Source organism: Dongia sp. agr-C8, from assembly GCF_054658695.1.
The window spans coordinates 550,921-566,240 of the sequence record NZ_BAAGHZ010000004.1 but is presented as its reverse complement, the minus strand read 5'-3'; the positions used below and the strand labels follow the sequence as shown (position 1 = coordinate 566,240).

General features: G+C 66.6%; 11 protein-coding genes. 5 read left to right on the top strand and 6 right to left on the bottom strand.

Annotation, left to right across the window (positions count from 1 at the left end):
* Window positions 1-42: 42 nt before the first annotated feature.
* The 3 genes from ACYQ4T_RS22950 to ACYQ4T_RS22940 form a co-directional block, all read right to left on the bottom strand.
* Window positions 43-618: a biotin transporter BioY gene (locus tag ACYQ4T_RS22950; RefSeq protein ID WP_459858924.1), complete on the bottom strand. Its 576-nt coding sequence runs from the start codon at window positions 616-618 to the stop codon at window positions 43-45.
* Window positions 619-644: 26 nt separating this feature from the next.
* Window positions 645-2,051, bottom strand: a complete 1,407-nt coding sequence (locus ACYQ4T_RS22945) for an aminotransferase (protein WP_459858923.1) — start codon at window positions 2,049-2,051, stop codon at window positions 645-647.
* 100 nt (window positions 2,052-2,151) lie between these two features.
* Window positions 2,152-5,145, bottom strand: coding sequence for a tetratricopeptide repeat protein (locus tag ACYQ4T_RS22940; protein WP_459858922.1), 2,994 nt, complete (start codon window positions 5,143-5,145; stop codon window positions 2,152-2,154).
* A 120-nt stretch (window positions 5,146-5,265) separates the two neighbouring features.
* On the opposite strand from ACYQ4T_RS22940, the gene ACYQ4T_RS22935 reads away from it, so the two are divergent.
* Together ACYQ4T_RS22935 and ACYQ4T_RS22930 are read left to right on the top strand one after the other, a co-directional pair.
* The gene (locus tag ACYQ4T_RS22935) at window positions 5,266-6,450 is read left to right on the top strand and encodes a D-alanyl-D-alanine carboxypeptidase family protein (protein WP_459858921.1); all 1,185 of its coding nucleotides are present in this window, start codon (window positions 5,266-5,268) and stop codon (window positions 6,448-6,450) included.
* A gap of 89 nt (window positions 6,451-6,539) precedes the next feature.
* A complete protein-coding gene (locus ACYQ4T_RS22930) occupies window positions 6,540-7,139 on the top strand; it encodes a CC0125/CC1285 family lipoprotein (RefSeq protein WP_459858920.1) in 600 nt (199 codons plus the stop codon).
* A gap of 17 nt (window positions 7,140-7,156) precedes the next feature.
* Here the strand turns inward: ACYQ4T_RS22930 and ACYQ4T_RS22925 are convergent, their stop codons facing one another.
* Both ACYQ4T_RS22925 and ACYQ4T_RS22920 read right to left on the bottom strand, forming a co-directional pair.
* Entirely contained in the window at window positions 7,157-8,026 is an 870-nt protein-coding gene (locus ACYQ4T_RS22925) for a tetratricopeptide repeat protein (protein ID WP_459858919.1), read from the bottom strand.
* Window positions 8,027-8,044: 18 nt separating this feature from the next.
* A complete protein-coding gene (locus ACYQ4T_RS22920; RefSeq protein ID WP_459858918.1) occupies window positions 8,045-8,566 on the bottom strand; it encodes a PAS domain-containing protein in 522 nt (173 codons plus the stop codon).
* A 147-nt stretch (window positions 8,567-8,713) separates the two neighbouring features.
* On the opposite strand from ACYQ4T_RS22920, the gene ACYQ4T_RS22915 reads away from it, so the two are divergent.
* Window positions 8,714-9,436 carry a DUF502 domain-containing protein gene (locus ACYQ4T_RS22915; RefSeq protein ID WP_459858917.1) on the top strand — a complete coding sequence of 241 codons (723 nt, stop codon included), beginning with the start codon at window positions 8,714-8,716 and terminating at the stop codon, window positions 9,434-9,436.
* Here ACYQ4T_RS22915 and recG read toward each other — a convergent pair.
* Complete coding sequence (recG, locus tag ACYQ4T_RS22910) at window positions 9,388-11,484, bottom strand: ATP-dependent DNA helicase RecG (protein WP_459858916.1); 2,097 nt, start codon at window positions 11,482-11,484, stop codon at window positions 9,388-9,390. The two genes, ACYQ4T_RS22915 and recG, sit on opposite strands and share 49 nt — an antisense overlap.
* A gap of 62 nt (window positions 11,485-11,546) precedes the next feature.
* Here recG and ACYQ4T_RS22905 point away from each other — a divergent pair, with 62 nt between their 5' ends.
* Together ACYQ4T_RS22905 and mfd are read left to right on the top strand one after the other, a co-directional pair.
* Window positions 11,547-11,852 carry a succinate dehydrogenase assembly factor 2 gene (locus tag ACYQ4T_RS22905; protein ID WP_459858915.1) on the top strand — a complete coding sequence of 102 codons (306 nt, stop codon included), beginning with the start codon at window positions 11,547-11,549 and terminating at the stop codon, window positions 11,850-11,852.
* Window positions 11,833-15,315, top strand: a complete 3,483-nt coding sequence (gene mfd / locus ACYQ4T_RS22900; RefSeq protein WP_459858914.1) for a transcription-repair coupling factor — start codon at window positions 11,833-11,835, stop codon at window positions 15,313-15,315. The genes ACYQ4T_RS22905 and mfd overlap by 20 nt, the downstream gene beginning before the upstream one ends.
* Window positions 15,316-15,320 lie beyond the last annotated feature (5 nt).

Here is a 15,320-nt window from a genome sequence, read left to right as displayed (position 1 = left end):
GTCCGAGACCCGGCGGGGCTTTGTATCAGCCGACGCGCGGCGTCAGAGCTGCGACGGCAGCATCCGGCGCAGTCCGGTGAGCAGGGCCACCGCGAGCAGCAGCTTCACGAAGTCGCCGAACAGAAACGGCATCAGGCCGTATTGCACGGCGCTGTCATAGCCGATCACCGCGCCGAGATAGGCGACGCCGAGGGCAAAGCAGATCACCTCGGCGACCAGCAGGACCAGGAAGGCCGGGATCGGCCGGGCCGTATAGCCGCGCTCGGCCATGTAACCCACGAAGCCGGCCATGATCACGAAGGCGGCGAGATAGCCCGAGGTGGTGGCGACCATCGGCAGGGTCTTGAACTCGGAGAGCAGGGGGAACTGCACCGCGAGGGCCAGCCAGGCGACCACGGTCGCGACGCCCAGGCGCCAGCCGCAAAGCGCACCGACCATCAGGACGGCGAAGGTCTGCATGGTCATCGGCACCGGCCACATCGGGACCTGGACCCAGGAGGAGGCGGTGAGGAAGGCAATGCCGAGCACCAGCACGCCGGCTTTCAAGGCCAGCGGCCGGCCGGCGAGCCGAAGCGGCACATAGGCCTGGTTGCGGGCGACGGGGTTCTCGATGCTCATAGGTTCTTCTCCATAACAAAGATGGCTCAAGCCTTCGTCCGTAATCCTTCGCGAGTCAAGTCGTCGAAGACTTCCTTGATGCCCTGTTTCAGGACCTCGACGGTCTCGTCGATCTGGGCGCGGGTGATGACCAGCGGCGGCGAGAGGATGATCAGATGGCTCAGAGGGCGCACCATCAGGCCCTTGGGGCGGCATTTCTCGAAGATGCGCCAGGCGACGTCCCATTGCACCGGCGGGGCCAGCTTCTGCTTCTTGTCGGCGGTGGTTTCGACGCAGACCATGAAATGGCTGCCGCGCACATCGCCGACGATGTCGAGCTCCATGAGCTCGGCCATCCGCTTCTGGAAATAGGGGCCGTTCTCGCGCACCCGGCCGCAGATGTCCTCGCGCTCGATGATGTCGAGGTTGGCGAGGCCCGCGGCACAGGCCACCGGATGCGCCGAGTAGGTATAGCCGTTGGCGAAGAACTGGCCCTTGCCCGCGGTCTCGGTGAGCTCGGCGAAGAGCCGATCGGAGACCAGCATCGCACCCAAGGGAACGTAGCCTGACGTCAGGCCCTTGGCGCAGGTGATGATGTCGGGCTCGATGTCGAACACCGGCTTCGAGGCGAAGACATGGCCGAGCCGGCCGAAGCCGGTGACGACCTCGTCGGAGATGTAGAGCACATCGTATTTGCGGCAGATCTCCCAGGTCCGGCGCTGATAGCCGGGCGGCGGCACGATCACGCCACCGGAGGCCAGCAGCGGCTCGGCGATGAAGCAGGCGACATTCTCCGGCCCGAGCTCGAGGATCTTCTTCTCGAGATCGGCGACCTTCTCGTCGCAGAACTGCTCGAGCGTCATGCCTTCCGGGCGGCGATAGGGGTTGGGCACCGGCAGGTGGTGGATGATGTCGGTGATGAGATCCATGTTGCCGCGATCGGCCGGCTTGCCGGAGACCGAGGCCGAGAGCAGCGTGCTGCCGTGATAGGCGAACTCGCGGGTGATGATGTGCTTCTTCTTCGGTAGCCCGAGGAAGTTGTTACGGAACGAGACGAAGCGCAGCGCTGAATCCACCGCGGTCGAGCCGCCGGTGGTGAAGAAGACATGCTTCAGGTCGCCGGGCGCGTACTGCGCCAGCCGGGCCGCGAACTCGATCGAAGGCGGCGTCGCGATGATGCCGAAGGGCGAGAAATAGCAGAGCCGGCGGGCCTGCTCGGCAATCGCTTCGGCGATCTCGTTGCGGCCGTAGCCGACGTTGACGCACCACATGCCGCCGATGCCGTCGATCATGCGATGGCCCTTGGCGTCAGTGACGGTGGCGCCTTCGCCCTCGACCACGATCAGGGGTTCGCGCGTCCTGGTGAGGCCGAGATCGACCCAGGGATGGATCATGTGATCGCGGTCTTTCTCGGCGAGCGCGTTGAAGTCGAAACCGAAGTTGTGCGTGTCCATGATGGGCCTGCGGCGTGAGTGCGTTTTGAGCGATCGCGGTTGCGTGCGGGCGCGCTGCCTCAATCTGAGGCTAACAGCCGCCCCCTCGCGCTGTCGAGCCTCACTCCGCGATCTGGTGCTGCTCGTTGTATTGCTTCACGAGCTGCGAGGCCTTGGTCACTTCCTCCTGGGACATCGCGCCTACGATGTCGTTGAGACCGGTCTCGATTTCGATGCGGCTGGCCTTGCCGGTCTTGCCTTCCTTGGCGTTGGAGAGCGACTGCATGGCGATGGTGAGCCACTTGTAGGCCTGCACGCGATCGAGCGGCACGCCGGTGCCGCGGGTATAGGCCCGCCCCATCTTGTATTGCGCATAAGGATCGCCGTGCTCGGCGGCCATGGCGTACCACTCGGCGGCCTTGGCGTAGTCTTGCGGCATCGGCTTGCTGCCGAACTCATACATGCCGGCGACATTGACCGCGACGCCGGTGTCGCCGCCTTTTGCCAGCGGCTCCCAGATCGACAGAGCCTTGTCGACGTCGCCGGAAGCCAAGGCCTCTTCGGCGAGTTCCTGTTGCGTCGCCGCCAATGCCGGCGAGGGCGGGGTCACCGCGGCCTCCTGGGTTGGCGCGGGCGTTGTCGGCTCGGTCGCGGTCGGTTCGGTGACCGTGGGTTCTGCCGTCGCCTCGGGAGTCGCGGGCTCCGTCGCCGTCGATTCCGGGATCGCGGGTTCCGGGGTGGCTGGCGCGGGTGTTGGTTCTGCCGTGCTCTCGGCGACCGGAGCAGGTGCCGGTTCCGGTGTCGGCGCGGGTTCCGCTGCGGCGGTCTCCGTGCTGGCGGGTGCGGGTTCGGGTGTGGGGAGAGGTTCGGGTGTCGCCGCCGTCGCCGCTGTTGCGGCTTCGGCCGCGGCCTTTTCCTCTTCGGCCTTCTTCGCCTTGTCTTCGACGCTCGCCGGTACCGTCGACTTCGGCAGGGCAGGCTCGGTCGGTGCTTCCGCCGTGGTCGCTTCCGATGCGGCGGCGGCCGGCGTCGTCACTTCCGGCGGAATGTCAGTCAGTGTCTCCGTTGTCGAAGCGTCGGCCGGCGGCGCTTCGGCGGGCGCGGCTTCAGGCGTCGGCGCGGGCGCCGGCGTCGCTTCCGCGACCGGGGCTTCGGCGGTTTGCTCCGCCGGCGCCTGCATCGGGGCGGATTCTTCGGGCTTCAACTCGGGAATGATCGGTTCGGTCGTCGCCGTGGGTGCCGCTTCGGGTTCAGGCGTCGGCGTGATCGCCGGCTCGACCTCGGGCACCGCCGCGGGCTTGGTGGTCTTCGGCAATTCGGTGACGGCCGCGGCCGGCGCGCCGGCAATCGCTGACGCCTCGGCGTAGCGCTCCGCCGATTGCTTGGGTGTCAGCTGGTTGTCGCTGACCTCCGGCGTCGATCCCGGATAGACGGCGGCGGGCGCCATCATCTGCGCCTCTTGGGTCTTCGCCACGCCGCAGCGGCGGTGCGCGACACCCAACACCGCGCGCGACATGTTCTGCGGAATCTGGACGATGATCATGCTGTTCGCGCCGGTCTTCTGATAGACGAAGTCCTGCGTGATGCCGTCGGGGCCGACGGTCGATACGGTGACGCTGCCCGGCTCGACGCGATAGGCGACCGGGAAGGTCGTCTCGATCTTGCCCTTGGAATAGACGATCGCCTGCGCATCCTCGAACGTCACGCCGCCGCTCGGCGGACAGCCTTGGGTCGGCCCCTGCCACTCGCCAAGCAGCCAGTTCGGAACCGTGGGCTGCGGCGCGACGACTGCGGCCGTCTGCACCGGTGGTGTCGTCGGCACGGCGGGAGCGGCGGGCTCGGTGCTCGCGGGTTCGCTCATCGGCGCAGGCTCGGTCGTCGCCGGCGCCGTCTCTGCCGCGGGGGCGGGGGAGGCTTCGGGCTCCGGCGCGGCGGCGGCGACTTCGGTGCCTGTTTCGGCTGGCGCGGATGAGGCCGGCGTGGTGGTCGCGGGCAGCGTCGTTTCCGCAGCAGCCGGTGTCGCCTCGGTCGCGGGCGGCGCGGCTTCCGCCACCGCCGCTTCTGTCGCCGCCGGGGTGGTCTCCGCGGGAGGCGTCGGCGTGGGCGCGAGTTTCAAGGGCTCGGTCTTGGTCGTCATCGCCTCGGTGGTCGGCGACGCCGGAGTCATCGGGTCGGAGCTCGGTGCCGCAGGGACGGGCGTTTCGGTCGTCGTGACAGGAGCCGGCGTGGGCGATGGCGTCGCCTTCTTGCTCTTGTTCGATTCCGGTTGCGCCACGGTCGATTTCGGCAGGCCACTCTCATTGGTCGCGACCATGGGAGCGGGTGCCGGGACTTCGGTCGCCGCAACCGCGGGCGCCTCCGGCGTGGGCGACGGCTCAGGCGCCGCCGCCGCTGCCGATGGCTCAGCGAGTGGGGCCTCGCCCGCCGGTGCTTCCGTTGCCGGTGCCATGGCTTCGGTCGTCGGCGCGGTCTCGACGGCCGGCGGAACTTCGGTCGCCTGTTCGAAGCTCCCGGGCGCAACGCCGGAGGGCGGTGGTGCACTGGCTTCGGTCGAAGCCGCGCCGGCATCCGCCGGCGCAGTCGGCGGTGGGGCTTCCGCCTGCATCGGCTGAACGGCGGATTGCGACGGCGTCTCTGACGGGAAGCTGGTGGCGGCGCCCGATTCCGACGCGACCGGCGCCGCCGGCACCGACCGTGTGAGGGCGGCGAGACGCTTAGCCGCCTGCTCATCGCCCGCATCGGCCGCCTTCTGCAGCCAGAACCGCGCCTGGTCATCGTCGCGCGGAACGCCGTTGCCGTTGGCGTAGAGCGTGCCGAGATTCCGCATCGCCAGCGGCAAATCCTGCTTCGCGGCCTTTTCGTACCAATAAGCCGCCTTCACATCGTCTTGAGGGACGCCGAGCCCATGGTCATAGAGGGCGCCGAGAGCGTTCTGGGCGGTGGCGTCGCCCTCCTGGGCCAGCGGTTGCCAGGCCTCATATGCGCCGCGGAAATCGCCCGCCTGATAGGCGGCCACACCCTGTTGGTAGTCGGCCGCAGCCGGCGCAATGCCGAGTCGGATTGCTCCGACCAGGGCGGTCAGCAATAATGCCGACGCGCACACATGCTTGCGCAAGTTTCTCCCCGAACCCATAAGACTTCCCTGCGACGAACTCTTAGTATCTCTGGCGGGGATTTGACCACCGAAGGGCCTATGCGCAAAGCGATTCTTGCATTTATTCTCGCAGTTTGCGGGATGGCGGGGTTAGGAACGCCGGTCACCTGTGCGCAAGCTGACGGGACCAAGCCGGCCGGCCTGGTGGTCGATGCCGAGACCGGCCAGATTCTGGTCGCCAACCGGGCCAATGCGGCCTGGTATCCGGCTTCCTTAACGAAATTGATGACCGCCTTCGTCGTGTTTGACGAGGTCAAGGCCGGCCGTCTGTCGATGGATACGCAAATCACCGTTTCCGCCGAGGCCGCCAGTCAGCCGCCGACCAAATTCGGCCTGAAGAAGGGCCAGAAGCTGACCGTGAAGCAGGCGCTTTCGGCGATGCTGGTCACCTCGGCCAACGACGCCGCGGTTGCCCTGGCCGAACAGATCGGCGGCAGCGAGAGCGGCTTCGTCGGGCGGATGAATGCCGCCGCGCAGAAGCTGGGCATGGTCGGGACCCGCTACCAGAACGCGACCGGCCTGCCCAACGACGGCCAGGTCACCACCGCGCGCGACATGGCGGTGCTGGCGTTGCACGTGATCCATGATTTCCCCGACCGCTATGCGCTGTTCGGCGATCGCCAGGCGACGGTGGCGGGGCGGACCCTGCCGACGGTCAACGCTTTGCTGACCGGCTATCCCGGTGCCGACGGCATGAAGACCGGTTTCACCTGCGGCTCGGGTTATAACGTCATCGGCTCGGCATTGCGCGGCGAGCGCCGGCTGGTGGCGGTGCTGCTCGGCGCCCATGATCGCAACGACCGCGCCGCCAAGATCAAGAAGCTGCTCGACAGTGGCTTTGCCGGTGGCGAGACGGTGCCATCGACCTTCTCCAATATCGCGATGATCCCGGCGGCGCTGGACAGCGGCACGCCCCCGGTCGTGTTGAACGGCTCGGAATGCGCCGCCACGGATTCGGTCGACGGCGACGGCAACGCAGGGCCGAGCAAGCTGCCGGGCTGGGGCATCATCTTCGGCGCCTATGCGGACCAGAAGAAGGCGCAGCAGACCATCAGCGACATGAAGCAGAAGATGAAGGGTGACCTCAAAGGCCGCCCCACCGTCGTGCTGCGCCAGGTCGAGGGCTCGAAGCGCTATGCCGCCTTGATGGTGGGGCTGAGCTCGGATGACGCTGGGCGGACCTGCCGGATGATCTGGCACCGCGGCCAGTACTGCCTCGCCCTCAACCCGGTGGTGCTGAACGACCCCAAGGCCCTGTGGCGTTGATCACCCGGCGGCCATAGGGCCTAAGGTCGCACTGGCGCCGGGCCTGCCCAATGCCCAATTATCTGGTGGTGAGCATCAGGACCTGAACCATGCTGCGTGTTCTGACCGCAGTCTTGCTGATTTCCCTGGCCGCCTGCGCGACACCGGCGCCGCCCAAGCCCGCCATGGTGGCGCTGGGGACCAGCGGCGACTTCGGCTATACCTCGAAGGAGCTTGGCCCTGATCGCGTGGAAGTGACCTATCGCGGCGACGCGGTCCAGGTCTCCGTGTCCAATCCGCGCGAAGACGCCCGGACCCAGATGGAGCTCGACAAGGCCCATGACCTAGCGCTGTGGCGCGCGGCGCAGATCGCGCAGGAGCGCGGGCAGGCGGCTTTCAAGATCGACAACGAGCGACGGAACAGCGACGTCGAGGTGCAGCGGCGTACTTACTATCGCCCGAGCCCGTTCTACGATCCGTTCTGGGATCCATACGACGATCCGTTCTGGCCCGGATATCGGCACCGGCCGTTCCTTTACGGCGGCGGCTATCCCTACATCCAGCAGCAAGTGCGCACTGCGACCGCGCGTGCAGAGATCACCCTGACGGTGACGCTCTATCCGGAATATGACCCGAAGGTCGATGGCCTGCTGTCGACCGCGGAGACGTTGGCGAAGCTGCAGGCGACCAGGGCAGGCGCGGTCTATTAAGCGCTGCCGCGCCGCGATCAGTCCGTGTTGTCCTTGTCGTCGCCCTCGCCATCGCCGGCATCGTTCTTCTTTTTCTTCTTCGGGCTGACCGCCATCAGCTCGATCTCGGCGGCCTTGATCTGGTCGCCGTTCATGCCGGATTTGACATCCTCGTAGAGATCGTTGGCGCGCTTCACGTCACGGCCCTTGGCGGCGTCCTTGGCCTGCGCCGCCCAGACATAGGCCTCGATCTGGTTCTTGGCGACGCCGCGGCCCTTCCAGTAGCAGTCGGCGATCAGGATCTGCGCCTTGACGTAGCGCTGCTCGGCCGACTTTAGCACCAGGTCGGTGCCCTTGGCCGGATCCTCCGCGATATCGTCGCCGAAGATCAGCCGGCGGCCAAGGTCGTACTGCGCCTCCGGCGAACCTTGGTCGGAGGCTTTCTGCAGCCATGAGAATCCAGCTTCCTTGTTCTCGTCGATGCCGTCGCCGTCGAAATACATCTGCGCCAGATAGAACTGCGATTTGGCGTGGCCGCCCTGGGCGGCGGCGGTGTACCAGCGCGCCGCCTGCTTCTTGTCGCGCGAGACGCCGCGGCCGTCATAGTAGAGATTGGCAAGATTGTGCTGCGCCACCACGAAGCCCAATTGCGCCGCCTTCTCGTACCATTCGGCGGCCTTGCCGAAGTCTCGCTTGGTGCCGTAGCCGATTTCGTACAGTGATCCGAGTTTGGTCATCGCATCCGGATCGCCCTGGTTCGCCTTCGCCTCCCAGGCCTGGAACGCGGCACCGTAATCGCCCTGGTTGAAGGCGTCGGTGCCGGGATCGCTCTCGTCGTCCTGGGCATGAACCGCCTGCGCGGCGAGCAGGAGAACCGCGGCGGAGAAGGCCGCGAGAATCAGACGCATAAGGATCCTTTCGCGCGCTCAGCGCAGCATATGGGTCCGCCCGGCAATGCCGGTGAAGTCGTCCACGCTGAGGCAACCGTTGATGTCATGACCGTCCTCAGATAGCGGAAACAAACCCCATTCGAAACTGTATTTTTGGCGCTTGTCCCAATCGACCAAGGAGAGGCCGAAGGCCGGCTTCCGCGTCTCCCAGACCCGCCGGTAGAGCGCCAGGTTGACCGCGATGATCTCCGGCGCCCAGCCGGTCTCCTCCAGCCAGGTGTTGCTGAAGTCATGGTTGGCGAAGCGCGCCACCTCGGTGCCGACCAGGCGGTAGCGGACGCGGAAACTCTCCGGGTCCTTGCCGGCATGAAGCTCCACCAGGGAGAGATAGGGGAGCCAGGGCTGGAACTCGATCGGATCGATGTCGTGGCGGCTCGGACACTCGCGCGTGCCCCGCACCGCGTTCCACTTGGCTTGGACCGCGGCGATCATGTCGGACTTGATTTCGGCGCGGTCCACGAAGCAGACCACGCCTTCCATCCATTCGTGCTCTGCCATCCGAAACGCGCCGAAATCCAACCTCGACAGGAGTTATTGGGAATTATTGGCTAAGTTGCGCCGGGATGACCAGTGATGTTTCATGGCCGGGCCTATCTTCCGGCTCGGATTCGCGAGTCGGATTCGGGGCGTGGTTCAGGAGCTGGAATGGGCAAGGTCTTCGCGCATGATCCACGTCGCCCCGGCGGCCCGCGCATCGGCTTCGGGGCGCGGCTGAGAAACTACTTCCTGGCCGGCATCCTGGCGACGGCGCCGGTCTGCCTCACGGTCTACATCGCCTGGCGATTTATCACCTGGGTCGATGAAGGCGTCTTTTCGCTGCTGCCCCCGGAATACAACCCCGAGACCTATCTGCCCTTCAGCATCCCGGGGATCGGCCTCATCATCGCGTTGGTTGGCATCACGCTGATCGGGGCGATCACCGCCGGGCTGCTCGGGCGGCTGATCCGGCAACTGATGGAGGCGGTGGTCAACCGGCTGCCGATCGTCCGCACCATCTACAACCTGATCAAGCAGGTAACCGAGACGGCGCTCGCCAACCGAGCCCAGGCCTTCCGGGAATGTGCGCTGGTCGAATATCCGCGCAAGGGCAGCTGGACCGTCGGCTTCATCACCGGCACCACGGCCAAGGAGTTCGAGGCGCTGACCGGCGAGGAGATGGTGAACGTCTTCGTGCCGACGACGCCGAACCCGACCTCGGGCTTCCTCATGTTCATCCCGCGGCGCGAGGTGCATATCCTCAACATGTCGGTCGAGGATGGGATCAAGCTGGTGATCTCGCTGGGGCTGGTCCTGCCGCCGGCGCCGCAAGCCGCTGCGGATCAGCCCGAGCGCAACGTCCTGACCACCGAATCCCGCTCGAACAAGTAGAGCAGGACGCGGAGCGCCCGGCCGCGATCGCCGACCAGCTCCGGATCCTGCTCGATGGCCAGCTTGGCATCGTCGCGCGCCACCGGGATCAAGTCGCCATGGGCGGCGAGGTCGACCAGCTTGAAGTCGGGCAGGCCGCTCTGGCGGGTGCCCAGCACCTCGCCGCCGCCGCGCAGCTTCAGGTCCTCCTCGGCGATGCGAAAGCCGTCATCGGTGTCGCGCATGATCTGCAGCCGGGCCTTCGCGGTCTCGGTCAGCGGCCCCTGGTAGAGCAGGAGACAGCTCGACTTGCCCTGGCCGCGTCCCACCCGGCCACGCAGCTGGTGCAACTGCGCCAGACCGAAGCGCTCGGCATGCTCGATCACCATCACGGTCGCTTCCGGCACGTCGACACCGACCTCCACCACGATGGTTGCGACCAGAATGTCGATCCGGCCGGCGGCGAAATCGGCCATGGCCTGGTCGCGGTCCTGCGCTTTCTGCTTGCCATGGGCGAGGCCGACCCGCTTGCCGAAGATCTCCGACAGCGCGCGATGCCGTGCCGTGGCCGCGGCGAGATCGGATTTCTCGATGTCTTCCGATTCCTCGACCAGGGGACAGATCCAGTAGACCCGCGCCCCGCTCGCGATGGCGCGTTTCAACGCCGGGATGATTTCTTCCTGGCGCTCGACCGGCAGCACGCGGGTGTCGATCGGCTGGCGGCCGATCGGCTTCTCGGTCAGGCGCGAGACGTCGATGTCGCCATAGGCCGTCAGCATGAGCGTGCGCGGGATCGGGGTCGCGGTCATGACCAGGAGGTCGACGCCCTTTCCCTTTTCCGCCAGCGCGATGCGCTGCTGCACGCCGAAGCGATGCTGCTCGTCGATTACCGCGAGACGCAGATCGGCGAAGGCAATATCCGATTGGACGAGCGCATGGGTGCCGACGATCAGCTTCAGCTCGCCGTCGGCGAGGTCTTTCAGGATCGCATCCCGGCTCTTGCCCTTCTCGCGGCCGGTCAGGAGCAGGATGTTGACGCCCGCGGCTGCGCAGAGCGGCCGCAAGGTGGCGAGATGCTGGCGCGCGAGGATGTCGGTCGGGGCGAGCAGCGCGGCCTGACCGCCGGCTTCGACCGCGACCAGCATCGCCATCAGCGCCACCACGGTCTTGCCGCTGCCGACATCGCCCTGCAGCAGCCGAAGCATGCGGTGCGAGCCCGCCATGTCGCCCTCGATCTCCGCGACCGCCATGGTCTGCGATCCGGTCAGGCGATAGGGCAGGGCCTTCAGCACCTTGTCGCGCAGCTTGCCGTTGCCGGTGCTGGGACGCCCCGGAAGGCGACGGTTGTGCTGGCGGGTCAGCGCCAGGGCGAGCTGGTTGGCCAGCAACTCGTCATAGGCGAGGCGGGCACGCGCGGGCGACGCAGGGTCGAGGTCGCCATGGGTCTTCGGGTTGTGCACGGCGCGCACGGCGTCGTCCCAATCCGGCCAGCTGTGACGCTTTACCAGATGCGGGTCGGCCCATTCGGCGGGATCCGGCAGATCCTCCAAGGCCGCGCGCACGGCTTTCACCACGACCTTGGCCGGCAGCCCGGCGGTCATCGGATAGACCGGCTCGAAGCGGGGGATTTCGTCGCGGCGGCTGACCGGGAGGATGTAGTCCGGATGCACCATGTTGGCGGTGCGGCCATGCCCATAGCGCTCGATCCGGCCGCTGACCACGCGGAGTTCGCCGACTGGCAGGGTCTTCTTCAGGTAATCCGCCTTGGCGTGGAAGAAGACCAGGTCCAGCGACCCGGTATCGTTGACGCAGGAGACGCGGTAGGGCTGGCGCGGGTTGTTGGGCGGCATATGCGCCAGCGGCTTCACCACGGCGGTGATGATCGAGCCCTCGACCGCATCGTCGAGGTCCGGCTCGGCGCTGCGGTCCACCAGGCTGGTCGGCAGGTGCCAGAGCAGCGACACCACATGGGGACCGCAGAGCTTTTCCAGCAGTTTCCCGAATCGCGGGCCGATTCCCGGCAGGCTGGTCACCGCGGCGAACAGTGGAAACAGAATCTGCGGCCGCAAGGGTTTCTCCCAGAGGGCGGGTTAAATGTGGAATCCAGGGGTGGGCAAGGTATAACGAAACCATGACCGGAGACCAGATTGCCCCCCGAGGCCAAATCGGCGAGGAAGCGGCTTTGCGGAGGCGGCTGCTGTTCCAGAGCAAGCACCGCGGGGTCAAGGAGCTCGACCTGATCCTGGGCCGGTTCGCCGAGGCGCATCTGGCCCAATTCCGCATGGCGGAGCTGCAGCAATTCGCCGTGTTGCTGGGGGAGCCCGACCCCGATATATACGACTGGCTTGTCGGGCGCGTGCCCCTGCCGGCCCGGCTGCAAAACCCTGTCACTGGATCTCTCCTCGACTTCACCAATCGTGAAAAAACTGCCCTTTGAACTGCCGGAATCCGGCCGCCTCAACGCCACTCTCTTGAAGGTTGGGGGCGTTCCGGAAGGTCGCGACGCCCAGCTGATCGCCGCCTTGGCCGAGGCGCATCCCGGCGGCGTGCTGCATGTCGCCGTCGATGACGTGCGGCTGCAACGACTGACCGACGCGCTGGAATTCTTCGCCCCAAAGCAGCGTGTGGTTGCGTTTCCGGCCTGGGACTGCCTGCCCTATGACCGGGTCTCCCCGCATCGCGACATCCTGGCGCGTCGCGTCGATGCGCTGACCGATCTGGCGCATCTCCCGGAGGGTGGGGCCCGGCCGATCGTGGTGACGACGGTCGCCGCGATCCTGCAACGCGTGCCGGCACCCGCGACCTTCGCGGCGGCGGCGCAGGAATTGCGGCGCGGCCAGACCTTGAGCCAGCAGCAGCTGATCGAATACCTGCTGGGGAATGGCTATCTCCGCTCCGGCACCGTGGGCGAACCCGGCGAGTTCGCGGTGCGCGGCGGCATCGTCGATCTCTATCCGCCGGGGGCGCCCAGCCCGCTGCGGGTCGATTTCTTCGGCGACGAGATCGAGGAGCTGCGGCTGTTCGATGCGCTTTCCCAGCGCAGCCAGGAGAAGCTCGAGCGCTTCGTGTTGAAGCCGGTCAACGAGGTGACGCTCAATCCGGCGGCGATCGAGCGTTTCCGCACCAACTACCGCAACACCTTCGGCAATGTCAGCGACGACCCGCTCTACGAGGCGATCAGCGCCGGTCGCCAATATCCCGGCATGGAGCATTGGCTGCCGCTGTTCCTGGCCGAACTCGTGCCGCTGACCGCCTATCTGCCCGATGCCGTGCTGACCCTCGACCACCAGTTCGAGGAGGCGAAGAACGCGCGCCTCGAGATGATCGCGGATTTCTACCAGGCGCGCACCGACCTGCAGCGCGCCGAGAAGGAGAGTGGGGCAGCGCCCTATCGGCCGCTGGAGCCGGCGCGGCTCTATCTCGCCGAGAACGGCTGGCACCAGATGCAGAAGGGCCGGCCGGTATTGGCCTTCAATCACCACCGGCATCCGGAAAGTGCCGGCTGGGTCGATGCCGGCGGGCGCGCGGGCCTGAGCTTCGCCGAGGCGCGCACCAATCCCGACATCAATCTCTATGACGCGGTGGCGCAGAAGTTGCGGCCGGAACTCGCCGGCGGACGGCGCGTGCTGCTGACCGCCAGCAGCAACGGCGCGATCGAGCGGCTCTCCGGACTGGTCAAGGATCACGGCCTGCCCGCGCCGCAGCCGGTCGAGCATGCCGATGACCTGGGGAAGCTCGAGCCCGGCGTCGTCGCCCGCGCGGTGCTGAACCAGCCGACCGGATTCTCGACCGACGACCTGCTCGTCGTGACCGAGCAGGACATCCTGGGCGACCGCATGACGCGGGCGATCAGCCGCAAGAAGAAGAGCGAGACCTTCCTCGCCGAGCTCTCGAACTTCCATGCCGGCGACTATGTCGTGCACAACGACCACGGCGTCGGCCGCTACGAAGGGCTGGAGACGCTGGATGTCGGCGGCGCGCCGCATGACTGCCTGCGGCTGATCTACGAAGGCAACGACAAGCTGTTCGTGCCGGTCGAGAACATCGAGGTGATCTCCCGCTATGGCGGCGAGGATGCGATCGTGGCGCTGGACAAGCTGGGCTCGGCCGCCTGGCAGAACCGCAAGGCGCGGGTCAAGCAGCGCATCAAAGACATCGCCCAGCAGCTGCTGAAGATCGCGGCCCAGCGCGCGATCCGCGAGACCGAACCGATGCAGCGGCCGGAAGGCCTCTACGACGAGTTCTGCGCCCGCTTCCCCTATGCCGAGACCGAGGACCAGCTGAAAGCGATCGACGAGGTGCTGATGGACCTCGCCTCGGGCAAGCCGATGGACCGGCTGGTCTGCGGCGATGTCGGCTTCGGCAAGACCGAGGTCGCCTTGCGCGCCGCCTTCACCGTCGCCATGGGCGGGCGCCAGGTCGCGATCGTGACGCCGACCACGCTCCTCTGCCGCCAACATTTCCGGAACTTCACCGAGCGGTTCAAGGGCTTCCCGGTCCAGGTCCGCCAGCTCTCGCGCCTGGTTGGCACCAAGGAAGCGAACGAGACCAAGGCCGCGTTGAAAGAGGGCAAGGTCGATATCGTGATCGGCACCCATGCGGTGCTGGCCAAGTCGATCGAGTTCGCCGATCTCGGCCTGGTCATCGTCGATGAGGAGCAGCATTTCGGCGTGACACAGAAGGAACGCCTGAAGGAGATGCGCGGCGACATCCACGTGCTGACCCTGACCGCGACCCCGATCCCGCGCACCCTGCAGCTGGCCTTGACCGGCATTCGCGAGATGAGCCTGATCACCACGCCACCGGTCGACCGGCTTGCGATCCGCACCTTCGTGCTGCCCTACGATCCGGTCATCGTGCGCGAGGCGATCCTCAGGGAGCAATTCCGCGGCGGACAGGTGTTCTACGTCTGCCCGCGGATCGAGGACCTCGATGCGCTGGCGGAACGCATCCGCAAGCTGGTGCCGGAGATCAAGCTGGTGGTCGCCCATGGAAGGATGTCGCCGACCCAGCTCGAGAAGGCGATGAACGCGTTCTATGACCGTGAGTATGACATCCTGCTTTCGACCAATATCATCGAGAGCGGCCTCGACATCCCGAACGCCAACACCATGATCATGCATCGCGCCGACATGTTCGGCCTGGCGCAGCTCTACCAGCTGCGCGGCCGGATCGGCCGGGCGAAGCTGCGCGGTTATTGCTACCTCACGACGCCGCCCGGCAAGGCGCTGACCGCCGATGCCGACCGGCGTCTCGAGGTCATGCAGACCCTGGATCAGCTGGGTGCCGGCTTCAGCCTGGCCAGCCACGATCTCGATATCCGCGGCGCCGGCAACCTGCTGGGCGACGAGCAGTCGGGCCATGTCCGCGAGGTCGGCGTCGAGCTCTATCAGCAGCTGCTGGAAGAAGCGGTGCGCGAGGCACGCGGCGATCGCCAAGCGGCGCAGCGCGACTGGCAACCGCAGATCAACATCGGCACCTCGGTGCTGATCCCGGAGAATTACGTGACCGATCTCTCGGTGCGGCTCGGCCTCTATCGCCGCATCGCGGTGCTGGAGAGCGACGAGGAGGCGGAAGCCTTCGCGGCCGAGCTCATCGACCGCTTCGGTCCCTTGCCGGTCGAAGTCGAGAACCTGCTCGGCATCGTCGCCATCAAGCGGCTCTGCCGCCGCGCGGGCGTCGAGAAGGTGGAGGCGGGGCCGAAGGGCGCCGTGCTGCAATTCCGCCAGAACCGCTTCGCGCAGCCGGAGAAACTGGTCGGCTTCATCACCAAGCACGCACGCCTGTTCAGCATCCGCCCCGACCAGCGGCTCGTCTGCAAGCAGGACTGGCCGGAACCGAAAGCCCGGGTCAACGGTGTCGAAAAACTGGTGAAGAACCTGGCCGCGCTGGTCCTATGAATCAG

Coding starts and splice junctions, on each gene's coding strand:
- ACYQ4T_RS22950 (WP_459858924.1), bottom strand. CDS start 618: ATGAGCATCGAGAACCCCGTCGCCCGCAACCAGGCCTATGTGCCGCTT.
- ACYQ4T_RS22945 (WP_459858923.1), bottom strand. CDS start 2,051: ATGGACACGCACAACTTCGGTTTCGACTTCAACGCGCTCGCCGAGAAA.
- ACYQ4T_RS22935 (WP_459858921.1), top strand. CDS start 5,266: ATGGCGGGGTTAGGAACGCCGGTCACCTGTGCGCAAGCTGACGGGACC.
- ACYQ4T_RS22930 (WP_459858920.1), top strand. CDS start 6,540: ATGCTGCGTGTTCTGACCGCAGTCTTGCTGATTTCCCTGGCCGCCTGC.
- ACYQ4T_RS22925 (WP_459858919.1), bottom strand. CDS start 8,026: ATGCGTCTGATTCTCGCGGCCTTCTCCGCCGCGGTTCTCCTGCTCGCC.
- ACYQ4T_RS22920 (WP_459858918.1), bottom strand. CDS start 8,566: ATGGCAGAGCACGAATGGATGGAAGGCGTGGTCTGCTTCGTGGACCGC.
- ACYQ4T_RS22915 (WP_459858917.1), top strand. CDS start 8,714: ATGGGCAAGGTCTTCGCGCATGATCCACGTCGCCCCGGCGGCCCGCGC.
- ACYQ4T_RS22905 (WP_459858915.1), top strand. CDS start 11,547: ATGACCGGAGACCAGATTGCCCCCCGAGGCCAAATCGGCGAGGAAGCG.